Origin of the sequence: Paenarthrobacter sp. 2TAF44, from assembly GCF_052114885.1 — a bacterium.
In the GTDB taxonomy this organism is placed as follows: domain Bacteria; phylum Actinomycetota; class Actinomycetes; order Actinomycetales; family Micrococcaceae; genus Arthrobacter.
In genome coordinates this window covers 370,684-386,967 of the sequence record NZ_JBFRFP010000001.1, presented here as the reverse complement: position 1 = coordinate 386,967, position 16,284 = coordinate 370,684, and the positions used below count along the sequence as shown (strand labels likewise).

Below are 16,284 nucleotides of genomic sequence, written 5' to 3'. Positions count from 1 at the left end.
CACTTATTACCAAAGGAGCAACGATGCCCACCGTCACCTATACCCAGCCCAACGGCACCCAACAAACCCTTCAGGTCGATCCAGGCACCACATTGATGCGCGCCGCCGTCAACAATGGCATAGACGGGATCATCGGCGAATGTGGAGGCCAGGCCATGTGCGCCACCTGCCACGTTTACGTCCGCCCGGAGTACGCGCAGGCGCTGCCGGACATCAGCGACGACGAAGACGAAATGCTGGACTGCGCCACCGCGGAGCGAATGGACAGCTCCCGGCTGGCGTGCCAGATCACCATCGATGCAGAACTGTCCGAGATTGTCGTCGACATCCCTGTCGGCCAACTCTAGAACGGGTGCAGTGACATGAACGTTGTTATCATTGGCGGCGGCCAGGCCGGCCTGCAGGCGGCCGACGCGCTGCGTTTGGAAGGATACGACGGCAAGATCGACGTCATAGCCGAGGAATCCGGTCTGCCCTACCAGCGCCCCCCTCTGTCAAAGGACTACCTCTCCCCGGGCAAGGAGGCGGCTCCCTTGCCGCTGCGAGGCCCGTCCTTCTTTCTCGATAAGCGCATCTCGCTTCATGCAGGGGTTCGCGCACTGGCCGTGGACCGGACCGAACGGACGGTGAAAACCACTGAAGGCGTGCTCGACTACGACCACCTCGTTTTCGCAACCGGCGCCAGAAACAGGATGCTGAACTGCCCAGGCGCCCTCCTGCCCGGCATCCATGGTCTAAAAACACTCTCGGATGCAGAGGCATTGCACATGGCGCTGCCCAGTGCCCGCAACATCGTGATCATCGGTGCCGGATTTATCGGACTCGAATTCGCGGCGGCAGCCTTGGCACACGGCTGCAACGTCACCGTGCTGGAATTCGCTCCACGTCCAATGGGACGGGCACTGACTCCCGTCATGAGCGAATGGTTCGCGGCAGCCCTTCGCTCCCGGGGCATAGACTTGCGCCTCGATGAGGGTATCGACCGCTTCGAGCCTGGCGCTGATGGCCGGGTAGGAGCCGCAATCTCCACCTCAGGGTCCTCCTACCCGGCAGATCTGGTCCTGGTCGGCATTGGCGTGCAGCCCAACGACACCTTGGCCCGCGACAGCGGAATCGAAACCAGCAACGGAATCGTCGTCGATGAAACGCTTCGCACAGCAGACCCCGCCGTTCTGGCAATCGGCGACTGCGCCAATTTCCCCAGCGCACATGCCGTGGGCAGTCTCCGCCTGGAGTCCGTCCAAAACGCCACCGACCAAGCACGTCATGCGGCACGTACAATCCTGGGAGCTGAAAGCCCCTACACGGCACTGCCGTGGTTCTGGTCCACTCAAGGCCCGTACAAGCTGCAGATGGCAGGCATCCCACAACCGGATGACGACCTCCTGATCCTGGGGGACCAGAGCGAAGCCAAATTCTCCGTCCTCTGCTTCAGGGAGGGCATCCTCGCGGCTGTGGAATCGGTCAACAACGCCGCAGACCATATGGCGGCCCGTAAACTACTCTCCGCAGGCATCGCCATCACCCGTACCCTAGTGGAAAGCGAGGGCTTCACCCTCAAGGCTGCCACCAGGGAGGTATCGCTTGTCAGCCAAGTCCCCTAATGGATGGACCCCCACCGGGATGGACCTTAATCTGTTGATGCCCCTTAGCGTGCTGCTGGAGGAGCGCAACGTCAGCGCGGCGGCTCTTCGGTTAAATGTGAGTCAGCCCACCGCTTCCACATTTCTTGCCAAGCTTCGTCGGTACTTCGATGACCCTCTGCTCGTGCGGGAAGGCAACATCTACAGATTGTCCCCTCTGGCAATGCGCTTGAAGGAAGAGCTTCCGGGCGCCCTGCGGTCTCTCGAACAGATCATGAGGGCGCAATCGGAGTTCAATCCTTCAACCAGCGATCACGAATTCACTATCTTGGCAACGGATTATGCCAGTTGGCGCGTAGGCACCCAGCTGCTTCCGCGGCTTGAGTCGCTCGCTCCCGGAATCAAGATCAGGTTCGACCATGTCCTTCCGGCTCACGTTGACGGTGCGCCCGAATCCCTCAAAGATGTGGATGGCATGCTGCTGCCACACGGCTACCTGGCCCGACAACCGCACGTGGACGTCCTCCTTGACGAATGGACATGCTTGGTGGCCAGCGACAACCCACACCTGGGGGAGCGTCCTTCACGGGAAGAGCTCCTGGCGATGCCCTGGATCATGACCATCAGTGGCAGAGGTGCCTTTACACCCGCCGCACGGCAACTGCAGATAGCCGGAATCGACCCGCTCGTGAGCACTATTACCCCAAATTTCTTCGTCATCCCTTCCCTGATTGAAGGATCCAACAAGGCCGCCTTAATGCCCAAGGCTTTAGCCTGGAGGGCAGTCCAGGCCTCAAGCCGCCTCCGCCTTGTAGACCCTCCTATCCCTCTGTCTGCACTTTCAGAGGCCTTCTGGTGGCATCGGGACCGAGAGCACGAACCCGCGCACCGCTGGTTCCGCCAGCAATTGGAACTGGTCTGTGCACCCCTGCTTCGAGCGCCCGCGCAAGAGTATTAACGCCGTTCAAAGTAGAGATTGCACTATCTGGTTTTCCAATAGCGCCTATTGGAAAGTCGGGCTTCCCAATAGTTATGAGCCAGTTCACACTGAAATAGCCGGCAGATAACAAGCAATGGAAATTTGCTACGGCTTTACAGAAAGGATCGACGATGATCCACCTCCTCTCACATCTTTCCCACATCGAGATTTACGCGAGCGATCTCGAGGAATCCGTCCGCTATTACGAAGAGCAGGTTGGTCTTCGGGTCGTGGACCGTGCACACGGCAAGGTGTACCTCCGTTGTTGGGGTGACTACTACGCGTACAGCGTGGTCTTGACTCCCGGAGATGAGCCTGGAATGGTCTCGATGGCCTGGCGCACGTCAAGCGACGAGGCACTTCAGGAAGCTGCCCGCCGGCTTGACGCCACCGAGTATGCCGGAAAATGGAAGGATGCAGGAGAAGGCCTCGGGCGCTCCTATGTCTTTACCGGACCGTACGGCCACACAATGCAGCTTTTCTGGGAAGTCGACCTGTACAAAGGCGAAGGCGAATTCGCTTCGACATACCCCGATCGGCCTTCGAAAAGAAGCAACCAAGGCATCGCGCCCCGCCAACTGGACCACGTCACGATCGCCGCTTCCGATGTTGAGGGATTTGCCAAGTGGTACAACGAGACGCTGGGCTTCCGCATCATGGCCTTCGCAGGCTTGGAGCACCCGGACATCACTTTCTTTGGGGTCCTGACCACCAACGAGAAGTCACACGATCTGGGAATTCTGCTCGATGCTTCCGACCGTCCCGGTCGCATTCATCACTACGCCTTCTGGGTGGATAACCAGGCTGAGCTGGCCCGCGCGGCAGACCTCCTCATCGAGAACGGCACACCCATGGAGTTCGGTCCAGGCATTCACGGTATCGGTGAGCAGGATTACCTGTACTTCCGGGAGGCCAGCGGCCTACGTATTGAGGTCAATACCGGCGGATACCGTAACTACGTGCCTGACTGGAAGCCAAACCGCTGGACCCCTGCCCTCGGGGCGAACGATCTCTACCGGAACAGGGAACTGCCGCAGTCGATGCTGGAGGCCTTCCCGCCCGCAGCCGCACCGACCGCTACCGAGCAGGGTCTCGTTCCCGGCACCGAAGCCGAACTTATCGAACAAGCGGCGCTGCGAACAGAGAGGTTCATTGGATCATGACCGCATTCCCGGAATCAAAGCAGAGTTTGTCCTCTTTCACTGACCACGTCGGCCTTACCTGGCGCCATTGGGCCTACTTCACACTCATTACGCTCGTCCTCCTGGCAGACGGGATGGAAGTTACGATTATCAGCCACACCTTCCCTTCGCTTGTGAAGGAATGGGGTGTCTCTGTGGGCGGCGGTATCACCCTCATCGTGACTGCTGGCTTCATCACTATGGGAATGGGCGCGATCATCGCCGGACGTCTTGCTGATGTGCTGGGAAGAAAGACGGTGTTGACCAGCGCCGCCGGCCTCTTCTCCATCGCAACGACGCTAGGGGCAACATCCCCGGATTTCACCGCTTTCACCATGTGGCGGCTCGTGGCTTGCTTCGGCATCGGCGCCGTAATGCCAACCGGCGTCACTCTCCTTGCTGATCTGGTTCCAGCCAAGCGGCGCGCGGCAATGGTTGCCGCAGCATATGCGGGCGTCGGACTGGGAACGACGGTTGGTGCAGCACTTGCCGGCCTGCTGATACCCAGTGGCGGTTGGAGGGCGCTTCTCGTTGCAGGCGGCCTTGCCCCGGTCCTCATCATCATTACACTTGCATTCCTCGTGCCCGAACCGCCTGCTTTCCGTGCCGCCCGTGGGGCGACTGAGAGAGCGAAACAGGGACTGGCGCGCCTTGCTCCGAAGGTTGATCTCGCAGATGTCGATCTGACGCCACCGGCAAAGGGAGACACTAGGGAAGCCCTTAAAGTCGTTGTCTCCAAACGCTTTGCCGTCACGACCATACTCCTCTGGGTCTTCGGGTTCTTCTCCCTCGGTACGCAGTTGCTGATCGCCCAGTATCTTCCGACGCTCCTCCAGCAGCCCGTCCCCGGCCTCAACACGGTGCAGAGCAGCACTATCGTGGGTGCATATGGATTCTCCAGCGTTCTTGGCGGACTGGTCCTTGGGGCCATTTTGACCAAGGCATCCCGATACTTGACCATTGGCCTCGTCCTTGGAATGTCCGTCGCAATGACCCTGGTCATCGCTCTTGTACCGAGTCCCGGGTTTTCCACGTTGTTGCCACTCTTCACGATCGCCGGCTTCATCCTGCCAACGGGTTTTGGCCCTACACGTAACATCCTCGCCACTGCTGCTTACCCGACGGCGGTCCGCGGCACTGGCGTCGGAATGACAGAACTCGGAGCACGCCTTGGTTCGGCCGCCGGAGGAGCGGCCGGCGGCACCCTGATAGGTGCCGGACTGAGTCTCTCGGCCATTTTCCTCGCGCTCCTTGTACCTCTCGCAGTCCTGCTTGGCGCTCTTGTCGGCTTGAGAGCCGAAGCGAAACGTACGGGAGAAACCGGGGCGGAGGCCTCCGAAGAAGTAGCCGGGCCGGTCCTTGCCGCACCTACCGTTGCCAACTGACGCCGTCGTCGTTCCTCTGCCTTGGATTATTTGATGGCGCCTGCCCCGATTCCTTTGACGATGTGCCGCTGCGCCAGCAGATAGAAGACTATGACGGGAACAATCGATATCGCAGTTGCCGCCAGGAGGATCTGTTGTTGCGGTGTTTCTGCCGAATCGAAGCTGGTCAGGCCTCGCTGTATGGGCATGAGTGAATTGTCGTCGAAGAGAACGAGGGCCATGAGGTACTCGTTCCATGCGGCCAGTCCCTGGATGACAGCTACCGCGGCCAAGCCCGGCTTGGCCAAGGGGAGGATAACGCTGGCGAAGATCCTGAGGGAGGAAGCGCCATCAAGAGCCGCCGCTTCCTCGAGATCCTTGGGCTGGCTGGCGAAGAAGCTGCGCATGATCAACGTGGCCATGGGAACACCTGAGGTGATGAGGATCAGGACGTAACCTACCCGGCTGTTCGTGAGCCCGAGGTCGGTCAGCAACCGGTATTGGGCGAGGAACATAGCCGGGGCCGGGATAATCATGACGGCGAGAATCACGACTGTGAAGATGGCCTTGCCCCGGAACTCCATCCGGGCAAGCGCGTAGCCGGCCATGCTCGATGCCACGAGAATCCCCGCGACCGCGGTCAGCGTGTACGTAATGCTGTTGAGCAGGTACATTCCGAGGTCGCCCTGCACCCATGCCGTGACGTAATTTTCCCAATGCGCTTCAAGGGGCACGAGGGTTTTTCCCGCAAGTAGCTCCTCCAACGATTGGAGGGAGCCGGAAACCATCCACAGGAGGGGGAAGAGCGCTATGAGCGCGGCAACGATCAGCAGGCCGTACAGACCGATTTTGTCAGGCCGGATTCGACTCCTTCGGACGCGCACGCGATGATCCTGCTTTGCAGTTGCGTCAGATATGCGGGTTCGATGTTCGGCGACTTCAGTGTTCTTCAATGACATCAGAGGCTTCTTTCGACTGATTGATGTGTCCTCATGCCCGAGACCGCCTGGTTGAGACGGCGAGCTGAATCAGAGAGAGCAGCACGAGGGCACCGCCGAAGACAACCGACATGGCGGCAGCGCTGCCGTACTCGTGGTTGGTAAAAGCTTCAGCATAAATTTGAAGGGTCGGAACCATGGTGTGATAGCCCGGTCCTCCGTTCGTCAGCACCTGGACGGTGCCAAAGACCTGCAGTGCCGCCAGGAGGGTGAGCAAGCTGACGATCGTAGTGACAGGCGCAAGCTGCGGCCAGGTGATGTACCGGAATTTCGACCACGCCCTTGCCCCGTCCAATTCCGCAGCTTCGTAAAGTTCGGAGGGAATGTCCTGCAGTCCTGCGAGGAAAAGCAGGAATCCGAAGCCCCAGTGGAACCAGATGAACACCGCAATGACCGATGGCAACGCAAGGGCAGGATCGCCGAGCCAGTTCTGCTGGAAGGCGCCGAGTCCCACGATTTCGAGCAAACGATTGAGGACTCCGGATTGCGGTGAGAAGAGCGACGTAAAGATCAAACCGACGACGACAACCGAGAGGACTCCGGGAAGATAGAAGACTGTCCGGAAGAAGGTTTTTCCTCGTACCACTTTGTTCACTGCCACTGCCATGGCGATTGCGAGACCGTTACCGATGAAGAAACCGACCAGAGCGAAGACTGCGACGTTTTGCATCGATGCCCAGAACGCTTCGTTCTTGAACACTGACTCGTAATTCTTCCAGCCGATAAAGGGCGTGTCCGGGCTGACACCGTCCCAGCTCTGGAAACTGAGCAGGATGGCTTGGGCGAACGGAGTGATGGTGAACGTAGCGATCAGAACGATTGCGGGGGAGAGGAACAATAGCCCGAGCAGCGTCTTGCGCGCGCTGCCTCTGCGTCGCGGCGCCCCGAAGGAGCGCCGCGAGGCAGATGTTGCGAGTTGGGGGGACATCAGCTCTTATCCTGGGCAGCCTGCAAGTCATCCAGGACCTGGTCGATCGTAAGCTCGCCGAGGACAAGGCCCTGTGCATCCCGAATGATAGCGGTGTTCACGTTGGTCTTGATGGTGTTCGGCAGAACCTGCATGTCCTTAACACCTGCCCCGAATCCGGAAAGCTGGGGCGAAAGTGTCCCGCTTGCCAGCAGCTCAGGGTTCGATGGCATGATGTGACCCACTTCAGCGAAGACCTTCTGCTGTGCAGGGGCAGTAAGCCACTTGACGAACTCAAGCGCTTCCTTTGGGTGCTTGCCCTTCGGGTTGATGACTGCGCCCTTTCCCGGAAGGCCCGGTGAACGGGGTGCAAGTTTGCCGTTGGCGGCCGGCGGAACGGTCAAAGAGATGAAGCTGTTGTAGTCGGGGGCCGTCTTGAATCCGACCGAGACGCCAGGGGAAGCGTCGAAAATGGCGCCGACTTCATGCTTGCTGAAGAAAGATGCCTCCACGGTGGGGTTGTCATTTTGGCCGCCCGTAAGGGAGCCGTTGGCAATGACGCCGGCCTTTTTTAAATCAACGAGCAGTTGGAAGGCATTGCGCCACCCGTCGGACTTCCAGCTGGCCTTACCGTCAAACGTCGCGGAGATCTCCTCATCCGTCAGCCAGTTTGAGGCGAAACCCTGGATCAGCTGGGGCGTCAGCGATGCGGCGACAGAGAAGGTACCCTGGCCGTTCTTGCTGGCCGCGGCGAGCTTTGAGATGAGTTCACTGGATGTCTTTGGCAGGGCCTTGGGGTCGATGCCCGTCGCTGCCGTGTCCAGGAGGAGTCCGTACGTCTGGGTTTCCCAATGCGCCGTGTAGATTCCCGAGGGAACACCCAGGTTGTTTCCATCTGCGAATGTGGACATCTTGATCACGGCGGGGCTGAAGTTCTTACCCCAGTCTCCCTGCAACTCGGATTCAAGGTTCATCGCCCAGCCGGCCTTGTAGAAGGGCGCCATGTCCGTTGCATTGAATGAGGAGTAGATGTCAGGCATCGATTTCGATTGTGCCTTTGCTTGCAGCTTGGGCAGATAATCTGTCGGGCCGGGCGAATCAACCGTGATTTTGATTCCCTTCTCCTTGGAGTACTGCTCCGCGAGTTGATTCAGGGCCGCTTCCTGTCCACGGGATTGGTTAAGGAAGGTCAACTCAACCGCACCAGAGCTGTCACCGGAAGCGCTCGTGGAGCCGCCGCCGGCGGAACAGCCCTGGAGGAAGAGTGAAGCGGCTACCGCAATGGCGCCGACGGTAACAGCCCGACGCCGGACGGCTGCCGGACTTGCTGGGGTACTGCTGTTTTTACGCATGGATTCTCACCTTTGAAAAGGACGTAAGGATTTGGGGAGTTTTGGATTCTGTTGTTTAAGGAACGAGTCAGGATGGCCTTGGCGGAGCGGAGGTGCCGGGCCTCCTGAATGGCGGACCGGGCGGACAGCTAATTTCATAGGCACGTTGGTTGCTCCCCCAGGGCGGAAGGAGGTTCGACGTACGCCCTGGATGTGATTTCCTGGTGCTCGATGACCGCCACACCTTGCGACTCGAGGACCATTCCAGCTGTTGGGCCTTCGCTCAGCAGATCTCTGCCTCTGGCCGTGAGGGTTACAGGAACGCAGCCATGGTTGATCACGAAGCTCACTTCGCCGCGCCGGACGGTCTCAACCCATCCTTCTCCGTCGGGTATCTCCGTAGCCGTATCGAATGCGATGCCTGCTTCGCCGAGCAAAGTGTGGACCAATTCGGTCATCGCGCGGCGTTCCAGGCGGGTGGCCAAATACCACGCTGCGCCGTTCCCCGTGGATCGACGCGTGAGGGCAGGCATTCCCTTAAGGTGGCCTTCTCCGAAGCGCACCTTGACCTCAGCGTCCCGGATGCGTACCGCTTCGCTCCATCCAAGACCCGTAGCGCGGCCGCCGGCAAATACGTCGCCGAGCACTTCTACTGTTGGAGGGATGGTCGCCTCCGGCCGGACCGGGATGGAGCCGGGCCGCTGCCATGCAGCCGCAAGGGGTACGAACTCTTCGATCCACACCCCCAGGGTCTGCTGCAGCTTGCCAAGATAGCCGTTCAGCCGGAGATGCAAGGACTCATCTAGGATCGCCGATTGGGCTGTGACGAAAACGGTCGATCCGGAGTTGGCGGCCTTGTCCAGGGCGTCAAGTTGGGCGTCCGTTGCTACGAGGAGGTTAGGGACGATGATGAGGGGATATGCGGCGAGGTCCTCATCGCCGCGAACGAAATCGACCACAACGCCGGCCCTTGTCATGGCTGCGTGCCAAGGAGCCACGAGGGCGAGATAGCTGGATTCTACTGGTTGCCCGCGCTGCTCCAAGGCCCACCAACTGTTCCAATCGAAAACGATCGCCGCCTGGGCGGGGACGTGTTTGCCCATGAGCTGGGGGAGTCTGCCCAGCTCGTGCCCGAGCTGGGCTACTTCGCGCCAGATCCGCGTGTCGGTCCCGGAATGGGGCAGCATCGCTGAGTGGAATTTCTCTGCGCCAGCTGCGGATTGGCGCCACTGGAAGAAGAGAATTCCGTCGGCTCCACGGGCCATGGCCTGGTAGGACAATGCCCGCGTCTGCCCTGGCGCCTTGGGAGCGTTCTCTGGCCGGGTGATAACAGCGCCGGTGGACTGTTCCATCAGGATCCACGGCTTGCCCCTGCCCAAGGACCGCATAAGGTCGCGCGCCATGGCTGCGCCGAGGGGCGCGTCAGGGTCTGCAGGATCGGGGTACAGATCATCCGAAATGACATCGACGTGTTGCGCCCATTGCCAGTAGTCGGCACCGCGGAAGACACCCATGAAGTTGGTGGTCACAGGTACGTCCGGCGTTACTTCGCGCAGGATGGCTTTCTCGGCAAGGAAGCAGCCGAGCAGTTCGTCAGAGCTGAAACGGTCAAAGTCGAGCAGTTGGGTGGGGTTTGCAAAGGCTGCTGTCGTCCGCGGAGGCAAGACCTCGGCGAAGGACCCGTAGCGCTGGGACCAGAAGGCTGTACCCCAAGCATGGTTGAGTCCGTCGACGTCGACGTATTTCTTTTCAAGCCAGCGTCGGAAGGCTGCCGCCGATTCGTCGCAATAGCAGCGGGCCACATGGCATCCGTACTCGTTGTTGATATGCCATAGGGCCAGCGCGGGATGCTGACCATATCGCTCGGCAAGCTTTCGTGCGAGCCGTCCCGCGGCTGAACGGTAAGCCGGCGAGCTCGGGCAGTATGTCTGGCGCGAGCCCGGGGCCAAGCGGACACCGTCGGCTGTCACCGGAAGTGACTCCGGATAGGCCAAGGAAAACCATGGCGGAGGCGAAGCCGTCGCCGTTGCAAGATCGACGCGGATGTTCCCGGCGTGGAGGTTGTCCAAGGCCCGGTCGAGCCATGCGAAATCGTACTGGTTCTCTTTCGGCTCCAGCATGGCCCAAGAGAAAACGCCAACAGTTGCGAGATTGACTCCTGCAGCCTTCATCAGGCGAACGTCTTCAGGCCACATCGATTCGGGCCACTGTTCGGGGTTGTAGTCACCGCCGTACCACGGGGTGGTGGAGAACGCGGAGCGCATAGCTGCCTCTCTCATTGGTGATGGAAGGAAAAAGCGTGGTTCTAGCGGCTTGGATGGGGGGAAACGGCGTATCCGCTGAAGCGGGGCAGAGTGTTGAAACCCTCGACGGCGAGTCGCCAACCTGGTGGGAGTGCTGCTCCACGTTCAACGGCAAGGGCCAGATGGGCTATCGCAGCCAGGAGGCCACCGTTGGCAGGAAGGTAAAGAGTGAGGAAGCCTGGGATCTGGGGATTGTGCCCATTGACGAGGAACTGGTTCTTCGGCGACGGCAGAAGCAGTGCCTGAATCGCCTTCTCCATGTCTCCCAGCCGTGCTGCCGACATCGACATGACGGGATAGTCCCAGCCCCAGGTGGATTGAAGGTCCCAATTCAGCCACACGGAGTCAAGGGTTGCGCGCATGGCCCCGGGATCAATAATGTCCGTGTCGGGCAACCAGCCAAGGGCCATCAGCATGGAGGGATGGTCTTTGCGCAGCAGGTATGGCGGAGTCGCCAAGGCAGCGTACGTTCCGTCGGGCATCAACCGGGGTTGATGCATGCGCCGACCGACAAGGTCCCAGTCCTCACGAATCGGCAGGTTCAGCCGTTGCCGCCATTCATTCGCAACGTTCAGCGCCCACGACCAGTAGGCGAGCTCGAAGGTTGGATCTGTGTTGGTGCCCCGGTCAACGAGGTAGCTTTCCTGGGCAGGGATCAGCGGCGGTGGCAGGATAAAGGTTCCGTCATGCTCTTCAACGAAGTCGGCCATGAAGTCGGCTGTCGCTTCAACAAGCCTGTAATGCTCCTCGAGGAATCCTTGTTCGCGGCCCTCGCTGTACAGAAGTTCGAGCAGGTGGATCAGATGGGGCTGCTGCCATATGAGGAACACGCCGATGTGACTGGGCGATTCCCGCGCTGACGGGTCTGTTTGCTTCGGCCAACGGGCACCCTTGTATCCTTGGCGGCTGGCCGTTTCCTGGGCAGCCGGGAGGGCTGTGTGGTACCAGCCGAGGCTACGTTCAAGGAGTGCCCCGCGCCCCCACAACGGGAAGTGGGCGCCATGCCACCAATGCATTTCGAGGTGGAACTTCCCGCACCAGGTGTTGTAACTCAACCCTGTTTCTGCAGGAGGCGTCCCTCCAGCGCTATTCACCGCCAGGAGGTACTGGGACAGCACAACCCGGCGTTCAAGCTCCGTGGCGCCTGCGTCTGTGCTTCCGTCGAAGCTTACGGCGGCACCGCTCAGCCAGTAGTCCTCCCATGCAGAAGCGGCGGCGGTACTGACTGCCTCAAAAGTGCGTGGAGAGTCAGTCGGTTGAGGCCCCGGAACGGGGTGTAGGGTAACGACGACTTCGAGCTCGTCTTCACTGGTAACTGCCATCACGCGGGTCCCGCCGTCGAGCAGGCATAACGTACCCGTTGTCTCCACTCGGACTTCGTAGGTTGTGGATTCCACAACTCTGCGGGCCAGCCATGTCCCGGGTGATGTCTCTTCCCAACGCACGCTCTCGGCCAACGGGAGTTCGAACGGGGCCAAGTCATCGCGCTGGGGGTCGAAGATCCAGGACACTGCCAGTCCGCTGCGCAGCAGTTCTGATCTGATTCTCGTTGCGAAACTCTGGGCGGTGGGATGCGCCGTGGTGGCTACTTCGACAGGTACGCCTTGGAGCTGATAACCGGCATGTACTGTGCCGGACCACAAGTCGAGTTCAGTTTGTGCGCCCTCAAGTTCGTTCGGATGGACTATCCGGGGACCTGCCTCGGTTGCATCCAGCGCGAGGCGGCCCAGATGCAGCCTTCTGGGGTTGAAGGCGAACCAGGCACTTGCCGTGAGTTCGTCGGGAATCGGATCGGCGGCGCGTTGCAGCCCCATTCGATCCAAGTAGGGTACCGGGCCCCTGGGGGTTTGGTGCATGGTGGTGGCATCTTCCAGAGAAAATTCCTGTCCGCTTCGGGTGCTGTACCAGCCCCAGCTCGATTGACTGCGAAGGGGGATTTGGAAGTCGTCCACGCTAAAGGGCCGTACCTGCTGTTCCGGCAGGCCCCTGCTGCCGTCGTCGGCAATCCGCCGTGGATCGGGCCGGAGTTCGTGAAACGCCGGAAAAGTCTGCAGGCCGGAAATGTCCACTGTCATGGCAACGTCGCCGTTGCCCACGCTGAGCGTGTTGGTAGCGTGCGGCTGTGTGAGGACGGGATTATGACGGCACACGGTGCTGCGCCGGTTGATTTTCATGCGCGTACCCCACGCAGGCCGTCACATGATGTCTGGCCAGGGCGCATCACTTTATGCGGTTGGCAGTGCTTGGGCATCTTTGCCTCCTCGACGCTTGGACCCGAATTCTGAGTCAACTATAATTTCTGATTAGAGGATAGCGTTAAGGTTTGAAACGAATCAACAGTTTTCTTGAAAGGACTTGATATGGCGGAAAAGCGGGGAGAGTACGCAAAGTCGAACAAGCGCCGGGAAGCGCTCAGTGCGGCGGCGCTCAATCTTGTGCAGGTCAAGGGGCATCGGAATGTCACGGTCTCCGAGGTCGCCCAAATGGCCGGGGCCAGCGAGCCGACGGTCTTCTACCATTTCCCCACCAAGGAAAGTCTGTGGATCTCTGCCTTGAAGCAGTTTGACGATGAGAACATCCGCAGCGTTGGTCATGAGGCCGGAGCTATCGCTGATATGGGCCGTCGTGCGGAAATAGGTGTTCGCCGCCCCCACATCCCGCTTCTTTATGCGGAAATGGCGGGCGCCGCCGTCGACCGGGAAAACCCCGCGAACCCCTATTTTCAAGAGCGAATGGCCCGATCCCTGCAGGTCATCGAGACCGACATCCAACGTCTGCAGGACATCGGAAAGGTGCCGGCTGATGTAGATGCCCACGTTGCCGCCCGAGTTCTCCTCGCGTGCTGGGAAGGTTTGCAATTCCAGTGGCAGCACGGACCTGAGTTCGACATTCGAGCCCATTTGGAATGGAACATCCGGGCAGTCCTGGGTCCTGACGCACTGACCCCGCAGTGATGGCTTGCAGCAGCGGCGGGGTCAGTGGGTCAATTTACATCATGGGTAGAACCGGCTCAGTGCACCAGGGCATCCACCAAGCGGTCCACGGCTGTGACAGTGATCGTGGCCGTTTGGTTCGCGCCTTTCACGGTGACGGTGATTTCACCTGCTCCGGTGGGGCGCACGATTGCCAGTGCCCTTCCCTCGTAGGTGGTGCCGACGTCGGAGCGGAAGGAATCCTGTGACTGTGGGTTCCCATTACCGACCCCCTGCAACACGCCGTCGCCTTCCACTGCAACAGAGAAGGGCTCTGCTCCCTGCCTGAAGACACGGCCCGCATCGTCTTCCAGGGATACGTCGACGAACGCGAGATCGCCGTCGGAGGCGTCGATGGTAGTCCGATCGCTTCGGACCCGGAGGGTGGGCAAGCCCTCCGGAGTCGAGAGGCTCCATCTTCCCTCCGATCCGTCGGCATTTCTGGCGATAGCCGTTACCTCGCCAGCGGCGAATTCGGTGTCGAAGATCGCCTTGAACCCGTTCCCGGGGCCCGCCGGGCGGACTCCTGCACTCTTGCCATTGATCTGCAGTTCCACCTCAGGCGCTGCGCTGTAAACCTCGATGCGCATCGGTGTTCCCTCGGCAACATCCCAGTCCCATGTTGCAACTGCGTCGCTGAAAGACCATTGAGTGGGGCGTGCCTCCCGCGTGAAATTTTCGGGGGGATGCACTGCGATGTAGGGCTCGGCCCTGAGGCCGAACACAGCTTCACGGAAGTAGGAAACAGGCCGGCGATGTCCGGTAATGTCGATGTCCCCACACCACGCGGTCCGCCAAGGGAACGGTGCGCCGAAGGATTGGGGACCTTCGTCAGCGTAGTTGACGCGTCCTATACCGGCCTCGCCCAGGTAGTCCCATCCGGTCCAGGTGAAGTCGCCGATGAGATGGGGATGCTGCTCAATGGACATCCAGTTCTCACTGATCTTTGCGGGGAAAGTCTCGGTCCCCACGATGAGGCGGTTCGGGAACAGTTCACGGTCCAGCTCGTACCTGCTCTCTCCGTAGTTGAGTCCGGCAACGTCAACTACGGCAAAAGACTCCTCAGTGCTGTTGGTGACCAGGTCCGACGTCGCGATGTCCTTCATCAAATCGCCCATCTGATTCATGGCTGAGTTGACGCCACCCTCCATGTTCCTGCCCGCCTCGGCGAGGCGGTGGATAACAGAGACCATCGGATTCATGCCGTTCGTTGTGAAGCGGGTGGGATCCAACTGACGGATCTTCTCAGTGATGCGCCTGCCCCACACGGCGCCCAGGGAGTTTCCCGTCTCGGGAATCTCATTCCCGATCGAATACATGATGACGCTGGGGTGATTGGCGTCTTTGAGCACCATCGCTTCGACGTCGCGCTCCCACCAGTCAGCGAAGCGCAATGAGTAGTCAAAGGATGATTTGGACTCGGTCCAAACGTCGAAAGCCTCATCGATGACAAGTAGCCCTAGACGGTCGCAAGCGTCGAGCATCGCGGGGCTGAGGGGGTTATGGCTACTGCGGATGGCGTTGAATCCGGCCTTCTTGAGCAGTTCGACGCGGCGTTCTTCTGCCCTGCGGATGGTGGCGGCGCCGAGGGGTCCATTGTCATGGTGAATGCACGCGCCCCGCAGTTTAACGGTCCGTCCGTTCAGGCGCAGGCCGTGCGCGGTATCCAGCTGCAGCGTGCGGAAGCCAAACGCGGTGGTGGAAAGCTCAAGCTCGTCGGCGCCGTCGAAGACGCGGGTCACCGCTGTATAAAGGTTCGGATCATTGACGTCCCACAGCTGTGGGTTCTTGATGGTCAGACGCTGGCGCAGCACCGCGGGCTCAGCCGGAAGGACAGTTACGGGGGCCTCAGTTTGCGCGACCAACGCCTGTTCCTGGTCAAGGATGTCAACGCGAACCCGCACTGTTCGCGGTCGGGCCCCGGAGTTGCGCAGCGTCGTCGCTAGGGCTGCGACGCCCAGGTCGGCATCAACGTCAGGGGTTGTGATCTGGACGCCCGCGTAGTCGAGATGGACCTCGCCGGCGACAGTGAGCCAGACATCACGGTAAATGCCCACACCGCTGTACCAGCGGGAGTCCTCGTGTGCGCGTGCCTCTACCCGGATGACATTCCGTTCCCCGTGTCGCAGGTGGGGGGTCATGTCCACGCGGAAACCGGAGTAGCCGTAAGGGCGTTGGGCCACGAAGTCGTCATTTACGAAAACCATCGCGTCGCGGTAGACGCCCTCAAAGTCGACCGCGACGTGGCGGTCGCTCCACTCGGACGGCACATCGAACTCCTTTGAGTACGCGAACGCACCCCCGGGGACGTAGCCCGTGTTCGACCCGTTATCGCTCGGAATCCGTGCTGATCCCACAAGCGCGTCGTGGGGTAGGCAGATTGATTCCGGTGGTGCCTGGCCGGGGCGCAACTCCGAGAAGAAGCCGATTTTCGGGCGAACGGACCACCCACTGTTGAAGGAAACGCGTGTGGGCTGCCTGTATTCGGTGAGGTCCTTCGTCATCATCTCTTCCTGTCGGTCTTGTGTGTTCCGTGGACGGGCTTCCCACCATTGCGCATGCAACGGTCGCTGCAGAGACCGGAGCAGGTCAAAGGCAGGGCAGCGCAAAATGACCTTTGCTGGGGGGACGCGGAAGTACTGACTCTCCGCTCGGGCATGGGCAGA

At 60.3% G+C, this 16,284-nt stretch carries 12 protein-coding genes; 6 read left to right on the top strand and 6 right to left on the bottom strand.

Annotated features, from left to right (window positions below; all coding sequences use genetic code 11):
* The first annotated feature begins 23 nt into the window (after nt 1–23).
* From AB4Z15_RS01650 to AB4Z15_RS01630, 5 genes are all read left to right on the top strand, one after another.
* Nucleotides 24–347, top strand: coding sequence for a 2Fe-2S iron-sulfur cluster-binding protein (locus tag AB4Z15_RS01650; RefSeq protein ID WP_442015747.1), 324 nt, complete (start codon nt 24–26; stop codon nt 345–347).
* A gap of 15 nt (nt 348–362) precedes the next feature.
* A complete protein-coding gene (locus tag AB4Z15_RS01645) occupies nt 363–1,604 on the top strand; it encodes an NAD(P)/FAD-dependent oxidoreductase (protein ID WP_442015746.1) in 1,242 nt (413 codons plus the stop codon).
* 37 nt (nt 1,605–1,641) lie between these two features.
* A complete protein-coding gene (locus AB4Z15_RS01640; RefSeq protein ID WP_442015745.1) occupies nt 1,642–2,541 on the top strand; it encodes a LysR substrate-binding domain-containing protein in 900 nt (299 codons plus the stop codon).
* Nucleotides 2,542–2,693: 152 nt separating this feature from the next.
* Entirely contained in the window at nt 2,694–3,725 is a 1,032-nt protein-coding gene (locus AB4Z15_RS01635; RefSeq protein WP_442015744.1) for a VOC family protein, read from the top strand.
* Nucleotides 3,722–5,128, top strand: a complete 1,407-nt coding sequence (locus AB4Z15_RS01630) for an MFS transporter (protein ID WP_442015743.1) — start codon at nt 3,722–3,724, stop codon at nt 5,126–5,128. Before AB4Z15_RS01635 ends, AB4Z15_RS01630 begins: the two co-directional genes overlap by 4 nt.
* Nucleotides 5,129–5,154: 26 nt before the next feature.
* On the opposite strand, the gene AB4Z15_RS01625 is transcribed toward AB4Z15_RS01630, so the two are convergent.
* The 5 genes from AB4Z15_RS01625 to AB4Z15_RS01605 form a co-directional block, all read right to left on the bottom strand.
* A complete protein-coding gene (locus AB4Z15_RS01625; RefSeq protein WP_442015742.1) occupies nt 5,155–6,066 on the bottom strand; it encodes a carbohydrate ABC transporter permease in 912 nt (303 codons plus the stop codon).
* 31 nt (nt 6,067–6,097) lie between these two features.
* On the bottom strand, nt 6,098–7,033 hold the full coding sequence (locus AB4Z15_RS01620; protein WP_442015741.1) for a carbohydrate ABC transporter permease: 936 nt from the start codon (nt 7,031–7,033) through the stop codon (nt 6,098–6,100).
* The gene (locus tag AB4Z15_RS01615) at nt 7,033–8,364 is read right to left on the bottom strand and encodes an ABC transporter substrate-binding protein (RefSeq protein WP_442015740.1); all 1,332 of its coding nucleotides are present in this window, start codon (nt 8,362–8,364) and stop codon (nt 7,033–7,035) included. The genes AB4Z15_RS01620 and AB4Z15_RS01615 overlap by 1 nt, the downstream gene beginning before the upstream one ends.
* A gap of 134 nt (nt 8,365–8,498) precedes the next feature.
* Nucleotides 8,499–10,622 (bottom strand): beta-galactosidase, encoded by a 2,124-nt coding sequence (locus AB4Z15_RS01610; RefSeq protein WP_442015739.1) that lies wholly within the window; start codon nt 10,620–10,622, stop codon nt 8,499–8,501.
* Nucleotides 10,623–10,648: 26 nt separating this feature from the next.
* Entirely contained in the window at nt 10,649–12,820 is a 2,172-nt protein-coding gene (locus AB4Z15_RS01605) for a hypothetical protein (RefSeq protein ID WP_442015738.1), read from the bottom strand.
* 186 nt (nt 12,821–13,006) lie between these two features.
* On the opposite strand from AB4Z15_RS01605, the gene AB4Z15_RS01600 reads away from it, so the two are divergent.
* Nucleotides 13,007–13,600 (top strand): TetR/AcrR family transcriptional regulator, encoded by a 594-nt coding sequence (locus AB4Z15_RS01600; RefSeq protein WP_442015737.1) that lies wholly within the window; start codon nt 13,007–13,009, stop codon nt 13,598–13,600.
* Between the two features lie 56 nt (nt 13,601–13,656).
* On the opposite strand, the gene AB4Z15_RS01595 is transcribed toward AB4Z15_RS01600, so the two are convergent.
* Nucleotides 13,657–16,125, bottom strand: coding sequence for a glycoside hydrolase family 2 TIM barrel-domain containing protein (locus AB4Z15_RS01595; protein ID WP_442015736.1), 2,469 nt, complete (start codon nt 16,123–16,125; stop codon nt 13,657–13,659).
* Nucleotides 16,126–16,284 lie beyond the last annotated feature (159 nt).